The sequence below is a fragment of the Bacteroides sp. RTP21281st1_H5_RTP21281_210402 genome (genome assembly GCF_040918965.1).
In the GTDB taxonomy this organism is placed as follows: domain Bacteria; phylum Bacteroidota; class Bacteroidia; order Bacteroidales; family Bacteroidaceae; genus Bacteroides; species Bacteroides congonensis.
This window is the reverse complement of sequence record NZ_JBCOWR010000002.1, coordinates 305,969-332,074: the sequence shown is the minus strand read 5'-3', so window position 1 is coordinate 332,074 and position 26,106 is coordinate 305,969. Positions and strand designations below refer to the sequence as shown.

Sequence of the window (26,106 nt, the reverse complement as noted above, 5' to 3'; positions counted from 1 at the left end):
TTTGTTTTAATAAAACGAAGAAAGTAGTAAGTTTTCTAAATAAACTTCTTAATTTTACATGCATTATTGAGGCCCAAACTAAAATATAGACTTATACTGCTATTGACATGAAAACTTGCAGACTAGGCGGATTATTTTTACTGTTGTTTTGTGTACATACAATAATGTATGCACAACAGGCGAGGACTGTCAGGGGAAGAGTTCAAATGCAAGAAACCGGAAGTGAAAAGAAGCAACCTTTGCCTTCTGCCAGTATTGTCGTCTTGGAAAAGGCGGACTCTACTTTTGTAAAAGGCACGGCAAGTGACAAGAATGGTCGCTTTACTTTGACTTATCAGCCACAGAAAAAGAAAGAATATCTGTTGAGAGTTTCGTTTATGGGAATGCAGCCTTGCTATCGTGCATTGGGAGATTCTGCTTCTATAAATACGGGCACTATCGTGTTGAAGGATGATGACCTTCAAATTGGCGAAGTGGTGGTGACCGGGAAACTGAAAGAAGTGGTCATGGAAGGGGATACGACCGTTATCAATGCTTCTGCTTATAAAACACCTGAAGGAGCTTATCTGGAAGATTTGGTGAAACGTATTCCGGGACTGGTCTATAACAAGAAAGACCAGTCGCTGACATACAATGGTCAGCCTATCAGTGAAATCAATGTGAATGGAGAGTCGTTCTTTTCGGGAGATAAAAAGACTGCACTCGAAAATCTGCCGGCAGATTTAATCAGCAAACTGAAAGTATATGACAAGAAATCAAAAGAAGAGGAATTTACAGGTATCAGTTCGGGAGAAAAGAAATATGTGCTCGACTTGCAAACGAAAGAGGAATTAAACAAGACTTGGCTGACAAATGCGACGGTAGGATATGGAAATCATAAGAAGAAGGATTTGGAAGGACAGGTGAACTATTTCAGCAAGGACGGACAGAACCTTTCTTTTATCGCACGGTCTACCAACCGTTATCAGAACAGTACATACAAGGACAATATCAATAATTCCGTCGGAATGAATATGACGCACAAATTCGGGAAGAAGTTTACTCTGAACGGAAACGTGAATTATAATCTCAACCGGAACGGAAATATCACTTCCATGTATCAGGAACAGTATTTGAAGACTGGTAACCAGTATTCTGCGTCCGCTAATGAGGGTAACTCCAAAGGGAAGTCTATGAATTCGAGTCTGATGGGAGATTGGGAAGTGGATAAACGCACACGTATACATTTTAATGGCAGTTTCGGACTCTCTCCCAACGAGAGTGAAAGTAATAGCCGGAGCGCTTCTTTTGATGCCCCGCCCGATGTGAACCATGAAAGGTTGTTTGATGATTTTGAATCTATCCCCGGAGATATAAAAGTGAACCGTAGTGAGAACCGTTCGTTTTCGGACAATAAATCAACCCGCTATAACTGGGGAATGGGGATTATGCGGCGTCTGAATAAGAAAGGAACTACTTTGGGGCTGAATATAATGAACTCGGATTCGTGGGGGGATGGAGAGAGTTTCTCACTGTCGCAGACTACGTATTTCAAGTTGAAAGACAAGCTCGGTAATGATTCGGTACTTTATCGTAACCAATATTTGAAATCTCCCCGACGGAATAACTCATGGAGGGTAGGGGTGAGTTTCACGCAGCCTGTCGGTAAAAAGATGCATTTCCGGGCGGCATATAACTGGAGTACCCAGTATGAACGGGATAACCGCTCTACATACGAGTTGTCTTCGTTGGCTCATCCGGATGCTTTCGGGGAATTGCCTTCCGGTTATGAAGCCGGATATGTGGATAGCCTGAGCAACCGGAGCCACAGCCGTAGCAACGGACACGACTTGAATATAGGGTTCAATTATTCGGATGATGTCTGGATGGCCAATGCGTCACTGGGTGTCACTCCGCAAAAACGTACCATCGACCGGAAGGTGGGGAAGCTTCATGCGGATACTGCCATGCATATCATTGACTATCAGCCTATGCTCTGGCTGGGATGGCGGAAGAAGGAGATGCGTGTCAACCTGAGTTATGACGGCAGGACACGGCAGCCTTCCTTGTCGGACTTGATGCCGTTGACGGATAATAGTAACCCGTTGTATATCACTCGTGGAAATCCGGACTTGAAACAGATGTTTATCCATAATATCCGCTTGAGTTACCAGTATCCTTCCAAAGGCATATCGGCAAATTTCGGATGGCAGACAGAGCAGAACAGCGTGACGCAAGTTGTGCTTTATGATGTGCAGACCGGCGGACGGGAAACGTATCCGATAAATATCAACGGCAACTGGAATACGTATGGAAACGTGAACTGGTGGAAGCGTCTGGGTCATTTTTCTTTGAGGCTGAATACATCGGGCAACCATAGCAACCGTGTCAGTATGATTAACGAGGACAGAAGTGTGCAGCTGGAAAAGAGTACGACGCGTGATACGGGACTGAACTGTGAAGTGCAGGCATCCTATCAGCCTGCCTGGGGCGGACTGGAACTTTCCACTTCCTGGGATTATCAGTATTCGCTCAATTCCCTGAATGACAATGATAACTATACGCGTTATTATAATTTCCGTTTTGACGGTTATGTGGATTTCCCTTTCGGTTTGCAGTTGCGTACGGATGCCGCTTATATGTTGCGTAGCGGTACGAATATCCAAAAGGGAGAAGAAGACGAGATTGTGTGGAACGCGACTGCTACCTGGCGGTTTCTGAAAGAGAAGAAAGCGGAGCTGTCAGCCCATTGGTCGGATATTTTAGGTAAAAGGAAAAGTTACGGGCGTACGGCTACTTCCGACGGTTTTTATGAATATCGTACGCAGGAGATTAAGGGATATTTCATTGTTACTTTCAAATATAACTTTCGTCTGATGATGTGAGTTTTAGAAAAAAGTCGTATGTTTGCTACCAAACCATAAAACAAAATGTACTATGAGCGGTAATTATGTAATTAACATCGGTCGACAATTGGGTAGCGGCGGCAGAGAAATCGGAGAGAAGTTGGCAGCTCGTTTGGGAATCGACTTCTACGATAAGGAACTGATTAATCTGGCTTCCGAGGAAAGCGGCCTGTGTAAGGAATTCTTTGAAAAAGCGGACGAGAAAGCTTCACAAGGTATTATCGGCGGATTGTTCGGTATGCGTTTCCCGTTTATCAGTGAAGGGGCGATGCCATGCACGAATTGTTTGAGCAATGATGCTTTGTTTAAGGTGCAGAGTGATGTGATTCGTCGTTTGGCGGCAGAGAAGTCCTGTGTGTTTGTGGGGCGTTGTGCGGATTATATCTTGCGCGAGCATCCCCGTTGCGTGAATATCTTTATTTCAGCTTCCAAGGAAGACCGTATTGAAAGGGTCTGCCGGATTCATCAGGTGAATGAAGAGGCTGCGGAAGAGATTATCGAAAAAGCGGACAAGAGACGTTCGGAATATTATAATTATTATAGTTATAAGACGTGGGGAGCAGCAGCCACTTACCATCTGTGCGTGGATTCCTCTTCTTTGGGTGTGGAAGAAACCGTACGGTTTGTGGAAAAGTTTGTGGTGAAGAAGTTGAAGTTGATAGTATAAAACGGGCATAAGTAAAATAAATAAAGCCGGCATATTCTGTTGAAGGATATAGCCGGCTTTACTGTTTATATGCTAAGCTCGATTTACATCATCGCCAATAATATCATCTGCCCTGTTAAAATACGAAGGAACATGGATAATGGATAAACAGTAGAATATCCTACTGCGGGAGCGTCGCTTGAAGTTACCTGGTTGGAATAAGCCAACGCAGGCGGGTCGGTGTTGCTACCGGCTATCAATCCCATGAGTGTGAAGTAGTTTACCTTATAATATAATCTCGCAATCGCCCCGATGATAAGCAACGGGATGACTGTGATTAGGAAACCACAACCTACATATAACAAACCGTCACCTTCGACTACCGTTTGTACGAAATTGGCACCGGCATCTATGCCGACACTGGCAAGAAAGAGCACGATACCGATTTCACGAAGCATCAGGTTGGCGCTCATTGTCGTATAAGTCACCAGGTGGAGTTTATGACCGAAACGTCCGATAAGGATGGCAACTACCAGCGGACCGCCAGCCAACCCAAGTTTCAATGGTGTCGGCATACCGGGGAATGCGATAGGAAGGCTACCCAAAAGGATACCTAAGAAAATACCGACGAAAATAGTGATGATATTCGGTGTGTCTAGGCGTTTCAACTGATTACCCAATACTCCTGCAACACGTTCTACCGCATCCTGCTGACCTACTACCATCACGCGGTCACCCACTTGTAATACGAGATTAGGGTCGGCAAACAAATCCATACCTGAACGGTTGACGCGAGTTACGTTGACCCCGTACATACTGCGGAAGTGCATAGACCCCAGCGTCTTTCCGTTGATTTCCGGCTTGGTAACCAAGATACGGCGGGATACCATCGGAAGGTCTTGTTTCTCCCAGTCTATATTCACCTCTTTACCTATAAATACTGTGATGGCTGCAGCATCATCTTCAGAGCAGACAATGAATAACTGGTCACCAACATTAAAAATGGTTTCATGATTTGGAATACTTACGTGTCCTTCGTGACGGATGCGGGAGCAAACAAACTGGCGTCCTAAGAAATCCTTAACTTCCAGCAGTGTCTTTCCGTTGATAGATTCATTACGTACTTCCAAACTAAGCATATGAGGCATTAAATGTGCATCTCCGCTCTGTGTTTTCAGGCTTTCTTCTTCCTTCGTCATGTTGACACGGAAAATATAGCGGATAGCGATGATAGAACCGATGATACCCACTACACCGAGCGGATATGCGCAGGCATAACCCAGCGCAATCTGCGGACCGTTGTAGCTCAACTGGTTCAGAGCTTCATTGGCAGCACCGAGTCCCGGAGTATTTGTCACAGCTCCGTAGAGGATACCTACCATCATCGGCAGTTCTATGCGACCGTTCCACAAGTAATAAAGCCCCAGTGCAACGGCAATATTTAACACTACGATGCCTACAGCCAACAGGTTTAATGTCATTCCTCCCTTTTTGAAAGAAGAGAAGAAAGACGGCCCCACCTGAAGACCGATACAGAATACGAACAAAATCAATCCGAACTCACGGATGAAATGTAGGATGTGTGTATCGGCTGTGAAGCCGAAATGTCCCATCAGGATGCCGGCAAACAAAACAAAAGTGACGCCCAGCGATACTCCGAATATCTTTATCTTGCCGAGGTACACGCCTGTTGCCACTACAAATGCGTAGAGGAATACGATATGCGCCACGGAACTGGGGTCCCACAATAAACTTTGTAACCAATCCATAACTATAGTAGTTTTTATAATGTCTTTTTAAAAACGGGTGCAAAATTAGTCATAACATTGGAGCTAATCAAATAAAAGGAGAACTAAAAATTGCACGAAAGAAGAATTTCCATACGGATTCTATACAGGACGGAGAGGTGTGCGAATTTTCTATAAAAAGAAGTTTTGTTTGAACTTATTAATTATATTTGCAAGTCGAACAACAGACATTTGGAAAGAGACAGATAAAAATAAAGACAATATTAATTCTTGTTTTAATTTTAGATAAACTATGGCAGACAAAAAAGAAAAACTCTTCTCAGACTTTTCTCCTGTCTCCACCGAACAATGGATGGAGAAGGTTACAGCCGACTTGAAAGGTGCTGATTTTGAGAAGAAGCTCGTTTGGAAAACAAACGAAGGGTTCAAAGTGAAACCTTTCTACCGGATGGAAGACTTGGAAGGTTTGAAAACTACTGATGCACTTCCCGGAGAATTCCCTTATCTGAGAGGAACTAAAAAAGACAACAATGAGTGGCTGGTTCGCCAGGAAATCAAGGTGGAATGCCCTAAAGAAGCCAATGCGAAAGCACTGGATATTCTGAACAAGGGTGTTGACTCACTTTCTTTCCATGTGAAGGCGAAAGAACTCAGTGCGGAATATCTTGAGACTCTGTTGAATGATATTCAGGCTGAGTGTGTAGAGCTTAACTTCTCTACTTGCCAGGGACATGTTGTTGAACTGGCTAATCTGCTGGTAGCTTATTTCCAGAAGAAAGATTATGATGTGAAGAAACTGAAAGGTTCCATCAACTATGATTTCTTCAACAAGATGCTGACCCGCGGTAAGGAAAAGGGCGATATGGTGCAAACTGCCAAAGCTCTGATTGAAGCTATCCAACCGCTTCCTTTCTATCGCGTATTGAATGTAAACGCTTTATCCCTGAATAACGCAGGTGCTTATATTTCCCAGGAACTGGGGTATGCATTGGCTTGGGGTAATGAATACATGAACCAACTGACCGAGGCCGGTGTTCCTGCCGCTATCGTAGCCAAGAAAATCAAATTCAACTTCGGTATCAGTTCCAACTACTTCCTTGAAATTGCAAAATTCCGTGCCGCACGCCTGCTTTGGGCGAATATCGTAGCTTCCTACAACCCTGAATGTGTGCGCGATTGCGATAACAAAGGTGCTAACGGTGAATGCCGTTGCGCAGCTAAAATGGCGGTTCATGCCGAAACTTCTACTTTCAATCTGACTTTGTTTGATGCACACGTGAACTTGCTTCGTACACAAACGGAAGCGATGAGTGCCGCATTAGGTGGTGTAGATTCTATGACAGTGACTCCGTTTGACAAGACATACGAGACTCCGGATGAATTCTCCGAACGTCTTGCCCGTAACCAACAACTGCTGTTGAAAGAAGAGTCTCATTTTGATAAAGTGATCGACCCGGCTGCCGGTTCATATTATATTGAAAACTTGACTGTATCTATCGCTAAGCAAGCCTGGGAATTGTTCTTGTCAGTAGAAGAAGCTGGTGGTTTCTATGCTGCATTGAAAGCGGGAACCGTTCAGGCTGCCGTGAACGAAAGTAATAAGGCTCGTCATAAAGCGGTGGCTCAGCGTCGTGAAGTGTTGTTGGGTACCAACCAGTTCCCGAACTTCAACGAGAAAGCAGGAGACAAGCAACCGGCAGAAGCGAAATGCTGCTGTGGCGGTGATTCTCATACTTGCGAAAAAGATGTGGATACATTAGTATTCGACCGTGCTGCCAGCGAATTTGAAGCACTCCGTCTTGAAACGGAAGCATCCGGTAAACGTCCGAAAGCATTCATGTTGACTATCGGTAACCTGGCAATGCGTCAGGCACGTGCACAATATTCTTGCAACTTCTTGGCTTGTGCCGACTATGAAGTGGTTGATAACCTCGGATTTGAAACAGTGGAAGCCGGAGTGGAAGCTGCTATGGCTGCGAAAGCTGACATTGTCGTTATCTGTTCCAGCGACGATGAATATGCAGAATATGCAATTCCTGCATTCAAGGCATTGAATGGTCGTGCCATGTTTATCGTTGCCGGTGCTCCTGCCTGCATGGACGAACTGAAGGCAGCAGGTATCGAAAACTTCATCCATGTCCGTGTCAACGTACTGGATACCTTGAAAGAGTTTAACGCCAAACTATTGAAGTAAGATGAGAAAAGATTTTAAAAACTTAGATATATATGCCGCATTTCAGCCTGCCAACGGTGCTGAATGGCAAAAGGCTAACGGTATCTCCGCTGACTGGAAAACACCGGAACACATTGAAGTGAAGCCTGTTTATACAAAAGAAGACCTCGAAGGAATGGAACACCTCGGCTATGCTGCCGGACTTCCGCCTTATCTGCGTGGCCCGTATTCAGTAATGTACACGCTCCGTCCCTGGACTATTCGCCAGTATGCCGGATTCTCCACTGCCGAAGAATCAAATGCTTTCTATCGCCGTAACCTCGCTTCCGGTCAGAAAGGTCTGTCGGTAGCATTCGACCTGGCTACTCACCGCGGTTATGACCCCGACCACGAACGTGTTGTGGGTGATGTAGGTAAGGCAGGTGTATCTATCTGTTCCTTGGAAAACATGAAAGTACTGTTCGACGGTATTCCTTTGAACAAGATGTCCGTGTCTATGACAATGAACGGTGCGGTGCTTCCGATTATGGCATTCTATATCAATGCCGGACTGGAACAAGGTGCTAAACTGGAAGAAATGGCAGGTACAATCCAAAACGATATTCTGAAAGAATTCATGGTGCGTAACACCTATATTTATCCGCCTGCATTCTCAATGAAGATTATTTCCGACATCTTTGAATATACTTCACAGAAGATGCCGAAGTTTAACTCTATCTCTATCTCCGGTTACCACATGCAGGAAGCAGGTGCTACGGCAGACATCGAGTTGGCTTACACACTGGCTGACGGTCTCGAATATCTTCGTGCCGGAACTGCCGCAGGCATTGATATTGATGCGTTTGCTCCGCGTCTGTCTTTCTTCTGGGCAATCGGTACAAATCACTTTATGGAAATCGCCAAGATGCGTGCCGCACGTATGTTGTGGGCAAAGATTGTGAAACAATTCAATCCGAAGAACCCGAAATCACTGGCATTGCGTACTCACTCACAGACTTCCGGCTGGTCACTGACCGAACAAGACCCGTTCAACAATGTGGGACGTACTTGTATCGAAGCAATGGCCGCCGCTTTGGGACATACACAATCCCTGCATACCAATGCACTGGATGAGGCTATCGCCCTGCCGACGGACTTCTCCGCACGTATTGCACGTAATACTCAGATTTATATCCAGGAGGAAACTTACATTTGCAAGAACGTTGACCCATGGGGTGGTTCTTATTATGTAGAATCTCTGACTAACGAACTGGCACACAAGGCTTGGGAACTTATCGAGGAAGTAGAAAAACTGGGTGGTATGGCGAAAGCTATCGAAACCGGTATTCCTAAGATGCGTATCGAAGAAGCTGCCGCACGTACACAGGCCCGTATCGACAGCGGTCAGCAGACTATTGTCGGCGTGAACAAGTATCGTTTGGAAAAAGAAGCTCCGATTGACATTCTTGAGATTGATAATACAGCGGTTCGTCTTGAACAGATTGAAAACCTGAACCGTTTGAAAGAAGGACGCAATCAGGCAGAGGTGGACAAGGCATTGGCTGCTATTACCGAATGTGTGAAGACCGGCAAGGGTAACTTGTTGGAACTGGCTGTGGAAGCGGCTCATGTCCGCGCTACATTGGGTGAGATTTCATCTGCTTGCGAACAGATTGTAGGACGTTATAAAGCAATAATTAGAACTATATCAGGCGTGTATTCATCAGAAAGTAAAAACGACAGCGACTTCAAACGTGCTTGTGAACTGGCTGAGAAGTTTGCGAAGAAAGAGGGACGTCAACCTCGTATCATGGTTGCCAAAATGGGACAGGACGGTCACGACCGCGGTGCTAAAGTGGTAGCGACCGGTTATGCGGATTGTGGTTTCGACGTGGATATGGGACCTTTGTTCCAGACTCCTGCGGAAGCTGCTCGCGAAGCGGTAGAAAACGACGTTCACGTAGTAGGTGTTTCTTCACTGGCTGCCGGACACAAGACATTGGTTCCGCAGATTATTGAAGAGTTGAAGAAACTGGGTCGTGAAGACATTGTTGTGATTGCCGGTGGTGTTATCCCTGCACAAGATTATGATTTCTTGTATAAGGCAGGTGTAGCCGCTATCTTCGGCCCGGGCACTCCGGTGGCGAAAGCTGCTTGTCAGATTTTGGAAATCCTGATGGACGAAGAATAAAGCAATCAACAGGTTGTATAAGCCGTAAAATGAGATTTTAAAAAGGGTCAGTTGCTGACCCTTTTTTTGTATTTTATTATTGAAATATCTCCTTTTGGGGATTTTATAAAAAGTACCTCAAATTTGATTTATTGAAAAAATATTCATAATATTGTCATCACTTTGTTAACTATATGGCCGTACCTTTGCGCGTAAAATTCTAAACTATGGTAGATTTCATGGATGATAAACAATTATTGGGAGAACTGAAAAGAGGCAATAATGCAGCTTTTGAGTTTCTGTTCAAGAGTTATTATCCTCGTTTGCGAGGGTATGCTATTCGTTTTATTGAAGATGAAGAAACAATTCGCGATATTATTCAGGAGTGTTTCTTGCGATTTTGGGAACGTCGCGAAATGTTATCTGCTGTTTCACTCACTTCTCTTCTTTTTTCTATGGTCCGTAACGGATGCCTGAATTATTTGAAACATCGCTCGATTGTTGAAAAGTACCGGGTGGAGTATCTGGCAAAGCTGGACGGAGAAGAAAGGCTCTACTACGCAGACTTTATGCAGGATGCGGAACATAAATTATTATACAATGAATTGCAGGAACAGATTGCTCTTGTGCTCAATCAGTTGCCGGACAGGTCGCGTGAGATTTTTTTGTTAAGTCGTTTCAGGGGATTGAAGAACAGGGAAATCGCGGAAAAACTACAAATATCCACTACGGCGGTCGAAAAACATATTGCAAGAGCTTTGCAGTATTTTTCCCGGCATTTTAGCGAACATTATCCGGTAGACCTATATATAGTGATATTGGCATGGCTGATGATGGAGCATAAGTGATTAAGACGCTCTTTAAGCATATAAAGAATAAGAAGCAGGAAAGTTTTTTCTGCTTTTTTTGTTTCGGGGGTTGGGTAAATGAAATATGGGTTGTTACATCTTATAGAAAGTGAATATAATGAAGCAAGAAGAAAATATCCGGGAATTGGCTATTCAGTACTTTGAAGGACGTATATCAAGAGCTGACGAAAGAACCCTGTTTGAAAGTCTCGAACAGGCGGAAGACGGCTATGGCAGATTCCGTCAGTGGGAGAAAGAATGGATGAACAACCGGGTGTCCGATTCGCAGACCAATGCCGAATGGGAAGCATTGAAGCATAAGATATACACGCAGGAAGCTATTGTCCCATTATTGAAGAAACCGAAACTGAATATATGGAAGATAGCCCGTATTGCTGCTGTGGTAGCATTGATTGTCGGTACTACACTGGGTATCCGGCAGGCTGTTTACCTGTTTGCACCGAAAACCTTCTTTGTTTGCGAGGCTCCGTTGGGGGATAAAAGTAAAGTACAGCTCTCGGATGGTACTATCGTATGGTTGAATTCAGGTTCCGTATTGAGATATTCGAATCATTTCAATACCGCCGACCGGGTTGTGGAACTGGAAGGAGAGGGATATTTTGAAGTAACCAGGCAGAATGGAAAGAATTTTACGGTAAAAACACAGGAATATGATGTGGTGGTGAAAGGTACAAAGTTTAATGTATCCGCCTACCCGGATGATTCTTATATAACGACTACCTTGCAAGAAGGAGTGGTAGAGTTGAATTATAAGGAAGAACAAATACGGATGTCGCCGGGAGAATCCATTTCTTTGGATTTGCAGACAGGACAGTTGAAGGGAAAGAAAGTCAATGCATGGCAGGCGATGGCATGGGCGGAAGACAGAATCGAATATGATGACATCACATTGGGGGAGATGGTGAAGAAACTTTCCCGTCAGTACGATGTGCGTATTCAGTTGGGGTCGGAGAAGTTAGGTGACATGAAGTTCCGTGTTTCATTACGCAATAAAGAGACAATCGTGGATGTAATGGACGCGCTTAAAGAAATCATACCTATCAAAGTAGAATATAAGGAAAAGGATATATATATAAGATAAGAACTCAATGTTTAATTGTAAAGAAATCAAGTATGAATATTACTCAAATAGGCAGATTGGGGATGCTGTTGATGATGGCATCTGTTGCAATCTCGTGTTCTGATCCTAATCCTTTAGATTCTTATACTCGTGTTCCATTTGAAAAGACGGAAACGGATGACGGAAATAATGATGGTGACGGAGACGGTGCCGGCGGTTTGTTCGAGAAAGGAAACGGAACGGACAGCAAACCTTATGTGATTATGAATGGGACGCAGATTAAGAATATGCGCAGTGTGCTGAAATCGGGAATAAAAGTTTATTTCCAATTGGGTGCTGACATTGATATGGCAGGTATTGATGACTGGCAATCGCTGAATGGCTCAGGGGATTTTCCTTATGAGATAGATTTTGACGGAGACAGCCATGTCATTAAAAACTTTAAATGCTCTGCCGGTGATTATCCGAGTTTCTTCGGAGTATTGTGCGGTGATTGTCGTAATGTAGGCTTTGTTGACGCTTCTGTATCGTCTACTCGGCAAGGCATTGGAATTATCACCGGTTATCTCGGACTTAAAGACAAGGGAAATGGCAGTAAGACGGGAAGAATTGTGAATTGCTTTACGACCGGGGAAGTGACAGGTTCAGGTGCGGCAGGTGGAATAGCCGGCGTATTGGCAAATAGCTATGATGGACAGGAAAGTTATATAAAGAACTGTTATTCAAGTGCAACCGTCAACGACCAAGCGGCAAGCGGCGGAAAAGCAGGTGGTATTGCCGGACGGAAAGTTGGTGTGGGTGGCTTTATTGAGAACTGCTATGCACACGGAGCAGTCAGTGCAACCAAAGGGGGCATAGGCGGTATTTTGGGACAAATCGACAAGAATTGTGATATTGCTATCAAGAACTGTGTAGCGTGGAGTAATCTGACCGGAACAGATACTTCGTCAACCGTAGGGCGTATTGTCGGTGTCTCTGCTTCTTTGGGCAGCTATGAGAACTGTTATGCTTGTGAAAGCATCATACTGAAAGTGAACGGAGGTACGATTACCGCGTCAGATGAATCATCAGCCACAGGAACGACATTTCACGGAGTTGCAAAGACTGTCGATGAACTGGGAAATATTATCGTAGCTTGGAATCCGAATCTTTGGAAAAAAGGAACGGACGGTTACCCGGCATTCCAGTGGGCTGAGAAATGAGCACCGGTCGATACAAAAAAGCAGATTATTTCTGCTTTTTTGTATTTATAGGGGTTGGGCAGATGGATGATGAGTTGTTTTATCTTATAGAAGCGGTTCTGAGAAACACTACAATCGAATATATATATCCTTAAATATAAATCACTTTAAATTGTAACAACTTAATTGATAAAATTATGAATGACCGAAGAAACTCATTTTTTAGGCTGTTTCTCCTGATTCTGTTATGTATGGGCGTCCAGTCACTTGGGGCGCAGACGGTAACGAAGGTCTTTAAAAATGAGCCGCTAAAGGCGGTATTGAAAGAAGTTGAGCGGCAGACAAAGTACTCCATTATCTATAAAACGGACGAGGTTAACGAAAACAAGAAAATAACGGCTTCCTTTCAACAGGCAACCGTTAACAATGTGCTTGCCGCTGTTTTGGATAAAGATGTAGAATACAAGCTGCAAAACCGGATGATTATCATCACGAAGAAGACGGTACGAAATATCGCTGCCGCCCCGTCACAGTCTTTACACCGGGTTACGGGGAAAGTAGTCGATGTGAATGGTGAGCCGGTAATCGGTGCCAGTGTACAGGTGATAGGACAGTCTATGGGAACGATTACGAATTTGGATGGTGAATTTACATTGTCGTCCGTTCCGGTCAATGCGGTAGTAGTAGTGTCCTATATCGGATTTGAGAAGAAGGAAATCAAAGTCTCCGAGTTGCAGAAATCTTCGAGAGTGATGCTCCGTGAGGATACAGCGACGTTGGAAGAAGTGGTAGTCGTTGGTTATGGCACTCAAAAGAAAATCAACCTGACGGGGGCTGTTGCTGTAGTAGATAGTAAAACGATGGAAGACAGGCCTGTACCGAGAGCTTCGCAGATGCTGCAAGGAACAGTACCTAATATGAATGTAACCTTCGGTTCAGGTTATCCGGGGGCTTCGGCAACCATCAATATCCGTGGTGTCAATTCTATTAGCGGCAACGCGTCGCCGCTGGTTCTGATTGACGGTATAGAGGGAGACATCGACCGCTTGAACCCGAATGACATCGCATCCATTTCAGTGCTGAAAGATGCTTCTTCGGCTACCATTTACGGTGCGCGTGCCTCTTATGGTGTTATCCTTGTGACTACTAAAGAAGGTTCTGCCCGTAAGACTACCGTATCGTATGATGGAAGATATTCATGGAGCAATCAGACGACTTCTACCGATTTTGAAACCAGAGGCTATTATTCGGCAGGTATCAATGACTTGTTTTATACCAACTATAATGGAAAACCTTATACTAACTACACAGAAGAAGACTACCGCCAGCTCTGGCTGCGCCGGAATGATAAAACGGAGAATCCGGAACGTCCCTGGGTAGTGACCGACCAACGCGACGGAAGAGACACATACGTCTATTACGGTAACTTTGACTGGTATAATTATCTCTATCGTAAAAACAGGCCGATGTGGGAACATAATATCAGTGTCAGCGGGGGAAATGACAAACTGAACTATTACTTGTCAGGAAATACAGTCGACCAGACTGGTATTTTCAGGCAGAACCCGGACAAGTATAAGGTGTATAACTTCAGAAGCAAAATCTCGGCTAAAATAACCCCGAGACTGACTATCAGCAATAATACGAAGTACCATTACAATAGTTACTCTTATCCGGGATTATCGGGTATCAATAACAACTTCAATACCGCAGTGAATCATGCGTTGGCCAGCTTCGTTCCTGTCAATCCTGACGGTAGTGTCGTGTATCTGACTTCATTGAGCAATTCTGCTGTTTTGGATGGGATGGGTGCTATCCTTGCTTATGGCAAGCATAAGAATGAAGACCAACGCTATGAGTTCTCCACCACTTTTGAGGCAAGCTTCAACGTGATGAAGAACCTGAATGTCCGTGCCAATTACAGTTACCTGCATTACAACTACCAGACCATGAACAGGACGGTGAATGTGCCCTATTCCAAATATCCGGGTGAAATATCTTATCTGACTACCGGAAACGGCGTGAACCAGTTGAAAGAAACACAAACCAATCATTGGTACCAGGCTTTCAATGTTTATGGTGACTACATGTTGGATATTGCCGACCACCAATTCAAGATTATGGCTGGTTATAACTATGAAACCAAACGTTTGAAAGACGTTAAAGTCTCCCGCCAAGGCTTGCTTTCCGATGACCTGAATGACTTGAACCTGGCAGTAGGTGATGCGATGACTATGTCCGGCGGACAGAATGAATACGCACTTTTAGGAGCATTTTATCGTCTTAATTACTCCTACAAGGGTGGTCGTTACTTATTCGAGACGAGCGGGCGTTATGACGGAAGTTCCCGATTCAGAAGCGGACACCGATTCGGTTTCTTCCCCTCGGCTTCCGTAGGATGGAGAATCAGTGAAGAGCCGTTTTTCGGAGACTTGAAGAAGAATATTGATAATGTGAAATTGCGTCTGTCGTACGGTTCGTTGGGAAACCAGCAGGTAGGATATTATGATTATATCCAGACCATTAACACCAACGGCACCATGAACTATATCTTTGGCGACCAGAAGAAAGGTTCCTATGCCAGTGTTTCCGACCCGAACTCTGCAGACTTGACTTGGGAAACTGTCTCAACCTGGAATGTGGGACTGGATCTCGGTTTCTTCAATAACCGTTTGAATCTGACTGCCGATGCCTATATCAGAGATACCAAAGGGATGCAAACTTCCGGCAAGAAATTGCCCGGTGCTTATGGGGCTAATGAGCCCAAGCAAAATGCAGCCAATCTGCGTACTAAAGGCTGGGAATTGATGTTGACCTGGAACGATGCCTTCAAACTGGCAAACAAGCCTTTCCGCTATAACCTGTCCGTAGGTCTGGCAGACAACACATCGGAAATAACAAAATTCGATAATCCGTCCAAGATATTGAGTGATTATTATGTCGGTCAGAAACTGGGTGATATTTGGGGATATGTGGTAGACGGACTTTTCAGAACAGATGAAGAAGCGGCAAGCTATAATGTCGACCAGTCGGCTGTGAACTTCGTCATCAACACGGCACAGGTGAATCCGGGACTTCATGCCGGTGACATGAAATTCGTCGATTTGGACGGCGACCATAAAATTTCTTCCGGTTCGAATACGGCGGATGACCCCGGCGACCGGAAAATAATCGGAAACTCATTGCCGCGCTATACATATAGCATTCAAGGTGGTTTCGACTGGTACGGCTTCGACTTCTCCATCTATCTTCAGGGGGTAGGGCATCAGGATTGGTATCCGGGCACGAATTCCGTATTCTTCTGGGGACCGTATGCACGTCCGTATTCATCATTCATTCCCCGTGATTTCTTGAGTAATGTGTGGAGCCCGGAAAATCCGGATGCTTATTTCCCGCGTCCGATAGGTTATCTTGCTTTGGGCAACAACCGTTCCTTGGGAGTGGTGAACGACCGTTATTTGCAGAACCTGGCTTATTGCAGGGTGAAGAATATAACAGTAGGCTATACGATTCCCGCCGTATGGACAAAGAAAGTGAAGATAGAACGCCTGCATATCTATTTCAGTGGCGAGAACCTGTTTACCTTCTCTCCGCTAAAGAGCGATTACATTGACCCGGAACAAGCTTCGGCGGAGAACTCCATTAAATCTGCGAATGGTAACGCTAAACTGTATCCTTGGTCGAAAACCTATTCTTTCGGAGTGAACGTAACTTTTTAAACTAAATAATATTCTGAATTATGAAACCTGTTTATATAGTATCTTGGTTGCTCGCATTGGCGGTATCTTTCGTTTCTTGCGACGATTGGTTGGATAAGACGCCCAAAGACCGTCTCTATCCGGATGTATATTTCAAGACTGAGGATGAGTTGCGGTTGTTTACGAACCAGTTTTATAATAACTTGATTCCGGCTGCCGCCGATATCTATTCCGAATCATCCGATTTAATTGTCAAGTCCGATTTGATGCTCGAAATGTCCGGGCAGCGTATCATCCCCGACGAGGGAAACGGCTGGAATTTTACTGCACTTCGGGATATTAATTTCTATTTACAGTATTCCCACAACTGCACGGATGTGAATGCCCGTAACCGCTATGATGGTGTCGCCCGTTTTTTCAGAGCTTATTTCTATTTTGAGAAAGTGAAGAGGTACGGTGACATTCCCTGGTATGACAAAGCACTTGATTCGGACGACCCGGATTTATATAAAGCCCGGGATTCACGGGAATTCGTCATGCAGAAAATGTTGGCCGACCTGGATTTTGCGATTACCCATCTTCCGAAAACAAAAAATGCATATATACTGACCCGGTGGACAGCCCTGGCACTGAAATCCCGTGTCTGTCTGTTCGAGGGGACTTTCCGTAAATATCATGGATTAGAGGATTATGAGAAATATTTGGACGCTTGTGTCTCGGCATCCGAAACATTTATGAATGAAAGCGGATATACGCTCTATAAATCGGGTAGCACACCTTATAGGGATTTATTCGCTTCCATGAATTTGCAAGCGGATGAAATCATTTTCGGTCGCGACTATGAAGCCTCTCTTTCCGTGCTTCATAATGTGCAGAATTATGAGAATGCCACCACGATGGGGCGTCCGGGGTTAAATAAGAAGATTGTGAATTCTTATCTGATGGCGGACGGAAGCCGTTTCACGGATAAAGCCGGTTATGAAACAATGACTTTCGACCAGGAATGTCAGAATCGGGACCCGCGACTGGCACAAACTATCCGTACTCCCGGATATACGAGAATAGGAAGTACAAAGAAAGAGGCTCCGAACCTTGCCTACACAATGACGGGGTATCACCTGATAAAATATTCGATGACGGCTAATTATGATGAATATAATAAGTCATGCAATGATATTCCACTGTTCCGTACGGCAGAGGTGTACTTGAATTTTGCAGAAGCAAAAGCCGAATTGGGAACTTTGAAGCAGGCGGATATTAATAAATCCATCAAGTTACTCAGAGACAGGGTAGGGATGGGGAATCTGGATATGGAACTGGCTAATTCAAAACCGGATCCGTACCTGATGAGTGCTGCCACAGGTTATCCGAATGTGAAAGGAGCCAACCAGGGGGTAATTCTTGAAATTCGTCGTGAACGGACTATCGAACTGGCGATGGAAGGTTTCCGCTATTACGACATCATGCGTTGGAAAGAAGGGAAATTATTCGAGAACGACTTGCTGGGAATCTATATCCCCGGTCCGGGCACTTACGATTTGGATCAGGACGGTACGGATGATGTCTGTTTCTATGTTGGAACGAAACCTGCCGGAAATGTACCTTTGTATTTGGAGATTGGTGAACAGATTCGCTTGTCGAACGGCGAGAGTGGTTATATCATTTGTCACAGTCTCATTACTAAAAAATGGAATGAAGACAGAGATTATTTATACCCTGTTCCTATCAGCGAACGTACTTTGTCCAATGGTGTGGTAACACAGAATCCCGGTTGGAATGACGGATTGAACTTTAATTAGATTCAGAAATATAAATTCTTATGAAAAATATGATTTCTTATATATGTCTTCTGGCAGCAGTGTTTGCCAACTTGTCCTGTGCCGATGACATGGACAACTCCAAGTTTGATAATATGATACCCTATGGTAAGCAGGAGGTTTCTTATACTTACCCGAAAGGAGAGGATAATCTCAGAGTACTGACTTTTAACATAAGGCATTGCGCCGGTAGCGATGATGTGATTAATTATGACAGAACTGCAGCTATTATCAATGGGATGGAGCCTGATATTGTTTGCTTGCAGGAAGTGGACTATATGACTACCCGCAGTAATAAAGTCGACCAGTTGAAAACTTTGGCGGATAAAACAGGAATGAACCACTATTTCAGCAAGTCAATCACCTATCAGGGAGGTGAATACGGAAACGGTCTTTTATTTAAAGGAACACCGGTCAGTACGCGGACTTACCCGCTTCCCGGTGCCGAACTTCGTTCTGCTGCCATAGCCGAATTTGAGAACTATGTAGTCATCTCCACGCACCTGGCTCTGGAAGAAAATAATAGAGTAGAGTCTGCGAAGTTATTGACACAGCTTGCCAAAGAATACAAAAAGGTAGTGTATATGGCAGGCGACTTTAATGAAGACTTGATGAACGGGGCATTTTTTACGGAGTTGAAAAAGGAATGGAATGTAGTTAGTTCTACGGAAAATACTTTCCCTACGGGGCAATCTACCAAGCGCATCGACTTTGTTGTGGCATTGAAGAGTCCTGCAACGAGTGTGGTGAAATCGAATGTCGTGTATAATCTGGACGGTGTTAACGTTTCGATGGCTTCCGACCATTATCCTCTTTATTGTGATTTCCGTAAGGTGACGGCACTCGAAGAATTTCCGAAAGCCGCGGGAGATTTACGCATAGCTAATTACTTCACGAAAAACTGTGCCGGTACGGACGGAATTATTGACTATGATCGCATCGCTGCTGTTATAAATAAAATGAATTCCGATATTATCTGCTTGCAGGGACTGGATAAGGAGACGGAGCGCTCAAGTGGCATAGACCAGTTGAATACATTGGCGCAAAAGAGTAATATGCATGATTATTTTGCTAAAGCGATTGATTACAAGGGCGGGGAGTTTGGCGTAGGTATATTGACGAAAGACGAACCAATCAGTGTGGACAGATATCAGATGCCGGGAAAGAGTGAGATGCGTGCGGCAATGGTAGTGGAATATGAGAAATTTGTGGTAGCCAGTACGAATTTTGATACGGATATGGCTAAACGTATCGAGGCGCTTCAGACATTGCATACGAAGTTGTCCGCTTATAACAAGCCGGCATTCTTGGCTGGCTATTTCAATGAAGGCAATTTGGAAAGCGACTTCTTCAAGAAAGTAAAGGAAGACTGGAATCTTCTTAGTGCGGACAAGTCGACTGAAAACGGTGGAAAACAGCGTCGTCTGGACTTTATTGTATCTTTGAAAGACCATGGCGTTACTGTGACGCAAGCCGACGTGATGGAATATCTGACCGGAGCCGACGTTGCGACCGCTTCTTCACACTATCCTCTCTTCTGTGACTTCACAGGTTTGAAATAAAATGATTAGGTGCGGAATGCTATATGGATACTAATTGACTAAAATGTAATAATCCCGTTTTTTCACTCCAGATAGAATGAAGAAACGGGATGTTATTTTGCTCGTATCCTCATTATGAGTGCTTTACTTTGGTAGGAGTAACATATTCTGCAGAATATTGTTCTTTTAGACAAATATTCGTGTAACTTTGCAAACTGATAGTATAAAAACAAGAGGAGAAAGAATGATAGTTTGCATAGCCGAAAAACCATCTGTAGCACGTGATATAGCCGAAGTACTCGGTGCTCATACAAGAAAAGAAGGATATATAGAAGGAAACGGATACCAGGTGACCTGGACATTCGGGCATCTATGTACTTTGAAAGAGCCCCATGAATACACGCCTAATTGGAAATCGTGGAGTTTGGGCAGCTTACCGATGATTCCCCCGCGTTTCGGTATCAAGCTGATTGGGCATGACCCGGGTATTGAGAAACAGTTTCATATTATCGAGCAGTTGATGCAGAATGCGGATGAGATTATCAATTGCGGTGATGCCGGTCAGGAAGGAGAATTGATTCAGCGTTGGGTGATGCAGAAGGCTGGAGCACGCTGTCCGGTGAAGCGACTGTGGATTTCTTCTTTGACGGAAGAAGCTATTCGTGAAGGTTTTTCCAAGTTGAAAGACCAGTCTGATTTTCAGTCGTTGTATGAGGCGGGACTTTCTCGTGCAATAGGTGACTGGTTGTTGGGAATGAACGCTACCCGTCTTTATACGATTAAGTACGGTCAAAACAAGCAGGTGCTCTCTATCGGTCGTGTGCAAACGCCTACTTTGGCATTGATTGTCAACCGCCAGTTGGAAATCGCCAATTTCCAACCCAAGCAATATTGGGAATTGAAGACAAACTATCGCGACACTACCTTCTCTGCCCTTATCCGCAAAAGTGATGAAGAAATAGCGGCGGAAGAAGAGAAAAACGGTGGAAAAAAGAAAATAGACAATCCGGGCATCGACCCCATCGCCAATCGTGAGGAAGGCGAAGCCTTGGTAGAACGTATCAAAGACCTGCCGTTTGTAGTCACCAGTGTCGGCAAGAAAGACGGAAAGGAATACGCTCCGCGTTTGTTCGACTTGACTTCCCTTCAGGTAGAATGTAACAAGAAATTTGCCTACTCTGCCGATGAGACACTGAAACTTATCCAGTCTCTCTACGAAAAGAAAGTCGCTACTTATCCGCGTGTCGATACAACTTTCCTGAGCGACGATATTTATCCGAAATGCCCCGGCATATTGAAAGGACTCCGTGACTACGAAATATTGACTGCCCCTTTGAACGGCTCTACACTGCCTAAATCGAAGAAAGTATTCGATAACTCGAAAGTGACAGACCACCATGCCATCATCCCTACCGGAGTGTACGCTCAAAACCTGACCGATATGGAACGCCGTGTCTACGACCTGATAGCCCGCCGTTTTATAGCCGTGTTCTACCCTGATTGTAAGATTTCTACCACCACCGTGATGGGAGAAGTAGACAAAATAGAATTTAAAGTAACCGGTAAACAAATCTTGGAACCGGGCTGGCGTGTCGTATTCGCCAAAGACGTGAAGGACTCCACCGAAGAGAAAGAGGATGAGGATGAAAATGTTCTTCCTGCCTTTGTGAAAGGGGAGAGCGGCCCTCACATCCCTGACTTGAACGAGAAATGGACGCAACCGCCAAGACCTTTCACGGAAGCGACTTTGCTCCGTGCAATGGAAACCGCCGGAAAACTGGTGGATAATGACGAACTTCGTGATGCCTTGAAAGAGAACGGTATCGGGCGACCGTCTACCCGTGCCGCTATTATAGAAACCTTGTTCAAACGGAATTATATCCGCAAGGAGAGAAAGAACCTGATTGCCACCCCGACAGGAGTGGAACTGGTACAAATTATCCACGAAGAACTCTTGAAATCTGCCGAACTGACAGGTATTTGGGAAAAGAAGCTCCGCGAGATAGAAAAGAAAACCTATGATGCCCGCCAGTTCCTGGAAGAGCTGAAGCAAATGGTTTCGGAAGTTGTGATGAGTGTACTGTCTGATAATACGAATCGTCGTATTACTATTCAAGACGCAGTAGCTGCCCAGGCTGAAGAGAAAGCAAAGAAAGAACCGAAGAAACGTGAACGGAAACCAAGTGCTCCAAAAGAAAAGAAACCGAAGTCCGAAACAAAGGTGACAGAAAGTACAAAAGTTGAAACACCGTTGGCTACTGTATCTGCTTCGATAGCCTCTTCGGTTGATAATCCGGATGCATTAGTAGGACAACCTTGCCCGCTTTGCGGCAAAGGAACAATCATAAAAGGCAAGACAGCTTACGGATGTTCGGAATGGAGGAACGGATGTGCTTACCGGAAGAATTTTGAATAAAATTCGGTTGCTCCTTTCTCTGCCAATTTTATCCATATACTTAGATGTCAGTTTCTTATAGTTTCCTGTAGTTTCCATTACAGGAAACGCTCGTTTCTCTACGAGGGAACGCCCGTTTCCCTACGGGGATACAGTCGTTTCTCTACGAGGATACTGGCGTTTCCTTATGAGAAACGGACATTATCATCAAGGCTCTTGAAATTAACTCCTTATCTCGGGCGTATTGGCAAAAAAGAACGAGGTGGAGCAATGGTAGGGCCACCGCTGTAATCACCACCACCGTGTTTGTCAAATATGACATTGCGTAGTACTTCGTACAGAACTCCGCCTACATCCAGACCAAGTTTGAAATTATTCTTGAAGCGATAGGTGGGAATAACAACAGGAACTGTCTCCCAACGTCCTCTCATAGCATCGTAATAACGTTGTACTCCCATCTCCATATTGAAGCGGTCGGACATATCGATGGACATGGTAGCTCCATAACTGTGAGTACTCATTCCGTAAGAATTGCCGATGTCATATGAGCCGAATACCTTGAAAGCAACACGGTCGGAAGCGTGATAGAGCAGAGCGCCCGAAGTGCTGAATGCCTGTCCGGTGAAATGCATCATGTTTATTTTCATTGCATTAGCCTGAAGTTGTAATTCAAACCTGTCATTGAAGATGTGCTGATAACCCAACGAAGCATTGTTGAAAAGTCCGATGCCCGGCACACTCGTTTGCTTGCCCGAGCCGAATACTGCTCCGTGAGGGAATTGCATTAATATGCCGCTTGTATTGTAATCACCTTTGAAGAGTGGAGAAGGATTTATCTGATAAGGCAGATAGATTTCTCCTTTATGTGAAAAATCGGGTGGAAAGTAAAACAGCTGTTTGGACAAATTCGGAGAAGAAGTGTCCTTGAACTTTGAAGGCGGGAACAAATCAGGCGTGGCATATTGAAACAAATCAGGTGTAGCATGTTGAAACAATATACCTTCCGGTTGTTTTAGCAAATCATTACGAATAATGCGGGTACTGTCAATCCCTTCCTGTGCAGAGAGCAACTGCGGAATGGAAGACAGCAGAAGGAGCAAACCCAGGAAAATTGGAAACCGTGAAATGCTAATCTTTTGTTTCATACGCATTTGTCCTCTCCTTATAGTTTAGTAAATTCTTCTACCCACAAAAATAACGAAAGGAGAGTGGAATAACAAATAGTAAACAGCATTTCCTTCCAACGACAAGTTTTTTTAACTTGATGAACCTTGGAATAACCAAAGAAGTCCTCGGATAAATCCTTTATTTTCATTAAATTCGTCTTTCTTTCAGGCAATATTCACCAGGCAGTTGTTATTTATAGATAAGAGTATCAATTATTTAAACCGAAAAGAAAATGAATACGAAATTAACAGGAGTTGCATTATTGTTGGCTGCTGTCTCCCTGGGGAGCACGCAGCAGGTAGAAGCGTGTACGCGTGCAGTATATATAGGCCCGGAGCAAATGGTGATAACCGGTCGTACGATGGACTGGAAGGAAGATCTTCACTCAAACCTTTACGTGTTTCCACGTGGCATTCAGCGTACGGGACACAATAAGGAGAAAACGTTGAACTGGACGTCCAAGTATGGAAGTGTCATTGCAACTGGCTATGATATAGGAACTTGTGACGGAATGAATGAGAAAGGTCTGGTAGCAAGTCTGCTGTTCCTGCCGGAAACGATTTATTCACTGCCGGGGGATACCCGTCCGGCGATGGGAATAAGTATTTGGACGCAGTATGTGCTTGATAATTTCGCGACAGTGCGTGAAGCTGTAGACGAACTGAAAAAGGAAACCTTCCGTATCGACGCTCCCCGTCTGCCGAATGGTTCGGAATCGACTCTGCACCTCGCTATTACCGATGAAACAGGAAATACTGCCATATTGGAATATTTGGACGGAAAACTAAGCATCCATGAAGGAAAAGAATACCAGGTGATGACAAACTCTCCCCGCTACGAATATCAGTTAGCTATCAACGACTACTGGAAAGAGGTGGGTGGCCTGCAAATGCTTCCGGGTACAAACCGTTCAAGCGACCGCTTTGTACGTGCTTCTTTCTATATTCATGCCATTCCCCAAACCTCGGATGCTAAAATCGCCATCCCGAGTGTATTGAGTGTAATGCGCAATGTCTCCGTCCCGTTCGGAATCTCTACTCCCGATAAACCTCATATTTCTTCTACCCGTTGGCGTACCGTTTCCGACCAAAAGAATAAGGTCTATTATTTTGAATCGACTTTAACTCCGAATTTGTTTTGGCTGGATTTGAAGAAGATTGATTTCAGCCCGAAAGCAAGTATCAAGAAACTGTCATTGGCAAATGGTGAGATTTATGCAGGTGACGCTGTGAAGGATTTGAAAGACAGCAAGTCGTTTACTTTCCTTTTTCAGACTCCGGTGATGTAAATAACGTCAGTTCGATGTAAGGGTTATCTGTAAAATAAAGAAGAACGGTGGACAGGCTTACATTCAAGCACTTGTCCACCGTTCTTTTTTTATTCTTTCTATTGGCTGTATATTATATTTTTAGAGTCTCGCGTATTCCTTGTGGAACTCAACCACCGCTTCTATTCCCTTGCGGAAAATATCCAGTGAAAAGTTCTCGTTCGGCGAATGAATAGCATCCGATTCAAGTCCGAATCCCATCAATACGGTTTTGATACCCAAGACTTGTTCAAAAGTGGAGATGATAGGAATACTGCCACCGCGACGCACTGCCAACGGTTTCTTTCCGAAAGCAATTTCGAAACCTTTCTCTGCCGCCTGATAAGCAGGAAGAGAGATAGGACAGACATATCCCTGTCCGCCATGCATCGGGGTAACTTTCACCTGCACCGTATCGGGAGCAATACCAAGAATATAATCCGCAAACATTTGAGAAATCTTATGGTGATCCTGATGCGGAACTAACCGGCAGGAAACTTTGGCGTAAGCCTTCGAAGGAAGAACCGTCTTCGAGCCTTCTCCCGTATATCCGCCCCATATGCCGCACACATCAAAAGACGGACGGCAACTGTTGCGTTCCAATGTACTGTATCCTTTCTCCCCGAAAACTTCCTTCACACCGATTGCCTCTTTATATTTCTTTTCATCGAAAGGAATATGTGCAATCATTTCCCGTTCGGCTTGCGGAACTTCTTCCACATCGTCATAGAAGCCGGGAACGGCAATCCGTCCGTCGGCATCCGTCACTTTGCTGATAATCTGGCAAAGCGTATTGATGGGGTTGGCTACCGCGCCGCCGAAGTGTCCTGAATGTAAGTCACGATTCGGGCCGGTCACTTCTATTTCCCAGTAAGCCAGTCCGCGCAGCCCTGTGGTCAGCGAAGGAAGCTCCGCTCCCAGCATACTCGTGTCCGAGACGAGGATTACGTCTGCTTTCAACAGTTCTTTGTGTTCTTCGCAGAAGGATTCCAAACTCGGAGAACCGATTTCCTCTTCCCCCTCAAAGATAAACTTCACATTATTCTTTAATAACTCGTTTTTGAGAAGATATTCGAAAGCCTTCACCTGAATGAAAGATTGTCCTTTATCATCATCCGCGCCACGTGCCCAAATATGTCCGTCACGTATTTCCGGTTCGAATGGCTGGCTTTTCCAGAGTTCCAATGGTTCGGCAGGCATTACGTCGTAGTGGGCGTAGACTAAAACAGTCTTGGCATCCGGGTCTACTATTTTCTGTGCAAAGACAATCGGATTGCCTTTGGAGGGCATTACCAATGCTTCATCCACTCCGGCTTCCAGTAATAGTTGTGCCCAACGCTCTGCGCATGCCAACATATCGTCATGATGTTCGGGCAGTGCGCTGATACTCGGAATACGGATAAGGCTGAACAAGTCTTCCATTATCTTTGGCTCGTTCGCTGTAATATATTTCTGAATTTCGTTCATATTG

General features: G+C 44.6%; 15 protein-coding genes. 12 read left to right on the top strand and 3 right to left on the bottom strand.

Features of this window, described 5'->3' with window-relative positions:
- Window positions 1–107 precede the first annotated feature (107 nt).
- Entirely contained in the window at window positions 108–2,864 is a 2,757-nt protein-coding gene (locus AB5443_RS04915; protein WP_368113284.1) for an outer membrane beta-barrel protein, read from the top strand.
- 52 nt (window positions 2,865–2,916) lie between these two features.
- Complete coding sequence (locus tag AB5443_RS04910; RefSeq protein WP_195407635.1) at window positions 2,917–3,552, top strand: AAA family ATPase; 636 nt, start codon at window positions 2,917–2,919, stop codon at window positions 3,550–3,552.
- An 83-nt stretch (window positions 3,553–3,635) separates the two neighbouring features.
- Here AB5443_RS04910 and AB5443_RS04905 read toward each other — a convergent pair whose 3' ends face one another.
- A complete protein-coding gene (locus AB5443_RS04905; protein WP_022139704.1) occupies window positions 3,636–5,300 on the bottom strand; it encodes a putative transporter in 1,665 nt (554 codons plus the stop codon).
- 271 nt (window positions 5,301–5,571) lie between these two features.
- On the opposite strand from AB5443_RS04905, the gene mutA reads away from it, so the two are divergent.
- From mutA to AB5443_RS04860, 9 genes are all read left to right on the top strand, one after another.
- Window positions 5,572–7,473 (top strand): methylmalonyl-CoA mutase small subunit, encoded by a 1,902-nt coding sequence (gene mutA, locus AB5443_RS04900; protein ID WP_368113283.1) that lies wholly within the window; start codon window positions 5,572–5,574, stop codon window positions 7,471–7,473.
- A 1-nt stretch (window position 7,474) separates the two neighbouring features.
- Window positions 7,475–9,622 (top strand): methylmalonyl-CoA mutase, encoded by a 2,148-nt coding sequence (gene scpA / locus AB5443_RS04895; RefSeq protein ID WP_073344362.1) that lies wholly within the window; start codon window positions 7,475–7,477, stop codon window positions 9,620–9,622.
- A 206-nt stretch (window positions 9,623–9,828) separates the two neighbouring features.
- Entirely contained in the window at window positions 9,829–10,449 is a 621-nt protein-coding gene (locus AB5443_RS04890) for an RNA polymerase sigma-70 factor (RefSeq protein ID WP_073344365.1), read from the top strand.
- 118 nt (window positions 10,450–10,567) lie between these two features.
- Window positions 10,568–11,551: a FecR family protein gene (locus tag AB5443_RS04885; RefSeq protein WP_288361164.1), complete on the top strand. Its 984-nt coding sequence runs from the start codon at window positions 10,568–10,570 to the stop codon at window positions 11,549–11,551.
- 32 nt (window positions 11,552–11,583) lie between these two features.
- Window positions 11,584–12,732 (top strand): peptidase M26, encoded by a 1,149-nt coding sequence (locus AB5443_RS04880; protein WP_368113282.1) that lies wholly within the window; start codon window positions 11,584–11,586, stop codon window positions 12,730–12,732.
- A 176-nt stretch (window positions 12,733–12,908) separates the two neighbouring features.
- A complete protein-coding gene (locus AB5443_RS04875) occupies window positions 12,909–16,430 on the top strand; it encodes a SusC/RagA family TonB-linked outer membrane protein (protein WP_368113281.1) in 3,522 nt (1,173 codons plus the stop codon).
- A 20-nt stretch (window positions 16,431–16,450) separates the two neighbouring features.
- A complete protein-coding gene (locus AB5443_RS04870; RefSeq protein ID WP_073344377.1) occupies window positions 16,451–18,208 on the top strand; it encodes a RagB/SusD family nutrient uptake outer membrane protein in 1,758 nt (585 codons plus the stop codon).
- Between the two features lie 20 nt (window positions 18,209–18,228).
- Window positions 18,229–19,788: an endonuclease/exonuclease/phosphatase family protein gene (locus AB5443_RS04865; RefSeq protein WP_044655160.1), complete on the top strand. Its 1,560-nt coding sequence runs from the start codon at window positions 18,229–18,231 to the stop codon at window positions 19,786–19,788.
- A gap of 223 nt (window positions 19,789–20,011) precedes the next feature.
- Entirely contained in the window at window positions 20,012–22,183 is a 2,172-nt protein-coding gene (locus tag AB5443_RS04860) for a DNA topoisomerase 3 (protein WP_368113280.1), read from the top strand.
- A gap of 209 nt (window positions 22,184–22,392) precedes the next feature.
- Here the strand turns inward: AB5443_RS04860 and AB5443_RS04855 are convergent, their stop codons facing one another.
- Window positions 22,393–23,313: a hypothetical protein gene (locus AB5443_RS04855; protein ID WP_097677746.1), complete on the bottom strand. Its 921-nt coding sequence runs from the start codon at window positions 23,311–23,313 to the stop codon at window positions 22,393–22,395.
- A 248-nt stretch (window positions 23,314–23,561) separates the two neighbouring features.
- Here AB5443_RS04855 and AB5443_RS04850 point away from each other — a divergent pair, with 248 nt between their 5' ends.
- Window positions 23,562–24,617: a linear amide C-N hydrolase gene (locus AB5443_RS04850; RefSeq protein ID WP_307996975.1), complete on the top strand. Its 1,056-nt coding sequence runs from the start codon at window positions 23,562–23,564 to the stop codon at window positions 24,615–24,617.
- A gap of 120 nt (window positions 24,618–24,737) precedes the next feature.
- Here the strand turns inward: AB5443_RS04850 and AB5443_RS04845 are convergent, their stop codons facing one another.
- Entirely contained in the window at window positions 24,738–26,102 is a 1,365-nt protein-coding gene (locus AB5443_RS04845) for a dipeptidase (protein WP_277134544.1), read from the bottom strand.
- Between the last annotated feature and the right edge of the window lie 4 nt (window positions 26,103–26,106).

What these genes read in the sequence shown, in the direction of transcription:
- AB5443_RS04915 (WP_368113284.1), top strand. Translation starts at nt 108, where the DNA reads ATGAAAACTTGCAGACTAGGCGGATTATTTTTACTGTTGTTTTGTGTA.
- AB5443_RS04910 (WP_195407635.1), top strand. Translation starts at nt 2,917, where the DNA reads ATGAGCGGTAATTATGTAATTAACATCGGTCGACAATTGGGTAGCGGC.
- AB5443_RS04905 (WP_022139704.1), bottom strand. Translation starts at nt 5,300, where the DNA reads ATGGATTGGTTACAAAGTTTATTGTGGGACCCCAGTTCCGTGGCGCAT.
- mutA (WP_368113283.1), top strand. Translation starts at nt 5,572, where the DNA reads ATGGCAGACAAAAAAGAAAAACTCTTCTCAGACTTTTCTCCTGTCTCC.
- scpA (WP_073344362.1), top strand. Translation starts at nt 7,475, where the DNA reads ATGAGAAAAGATTTTAAAAACTTAGATATATATGCCGCATTTCAGCCT.
- AB5443_RS04890 (WP_073344365.1), top strand. Translation starts at nt 9,829, where the DNA reads ATGGTAGATTTCATGGATGATAAACAATTATTGGGAGAACTGAAAAGA.
- AB5443_RS04885 (WP_288361164.1), top strand. Translation starts at nt 10,568, where the DNA reads ATGAAGCAAGAAGAAAATATCCGGGAATTGGCTATTCAGTACTTTGAA.
- AB5443_RS04880 (WP_368113282.1), top strand. Translation starts at nt 11,584, where the DNA reads ATGAATATTACTCAAATAGGCAGATTGGGGATGCTGTTGATGATGGCA.
- AB5443_RS04875 (WP_368113281.1), top strand. Translation starts at nt 12,909, where the DNA reads ATGAATGACCGAAGAAACTCATTTTTTAGGCTGTTTCTCCTGATTCTG.
- AB5443_RS04870 (WP_073344377.1), top strand. Translation starts at nt 16,451, where the DNA reads ATGAAACCTGTTTATATAGTATCTTGGTTGCTCGCATTGGCGGTATCT.
- AB5443_RS04865 (WP_044655160.1), top strand. Translation starts at nt 18,229, where the DNA reads ATGAAAAATATGATTTCTTATATATGTCTTCTGGCAGCAGTGTTTGCC.
- AB5443_RS04860 (WP_368113280.1), top strand. Translation starts at nt 20,012, where the DNA reads ATGATAGTTTGCATAGCCGAAAAACCATCTGTAGCACGTGATATAGCC.
- AB5443_RS04855 (WP_097677746.1), bottom strand. Translation starts at nt 23,313, where the DNA reads ATGCGTATGAAACAAAAGATTAGCATTTCACGGTTTCCAATTTTCCTG.
- AB5443_RS04850 (WP_307996975.1), top strand. Translation starts at nt 23,562, where the DNA reads ATGAATACGAAATTAACAGGAGTTGCATTATTGTTGGCTGCTGTCTCC.
- AB5443_RS04845 (WP_277134544.1), bottom strand. Translation starts at nt 26,102, where the DNA reads ATGAACGAAATTCAGAAATATATTACAGCGAACGAGCCAAAGATAATG.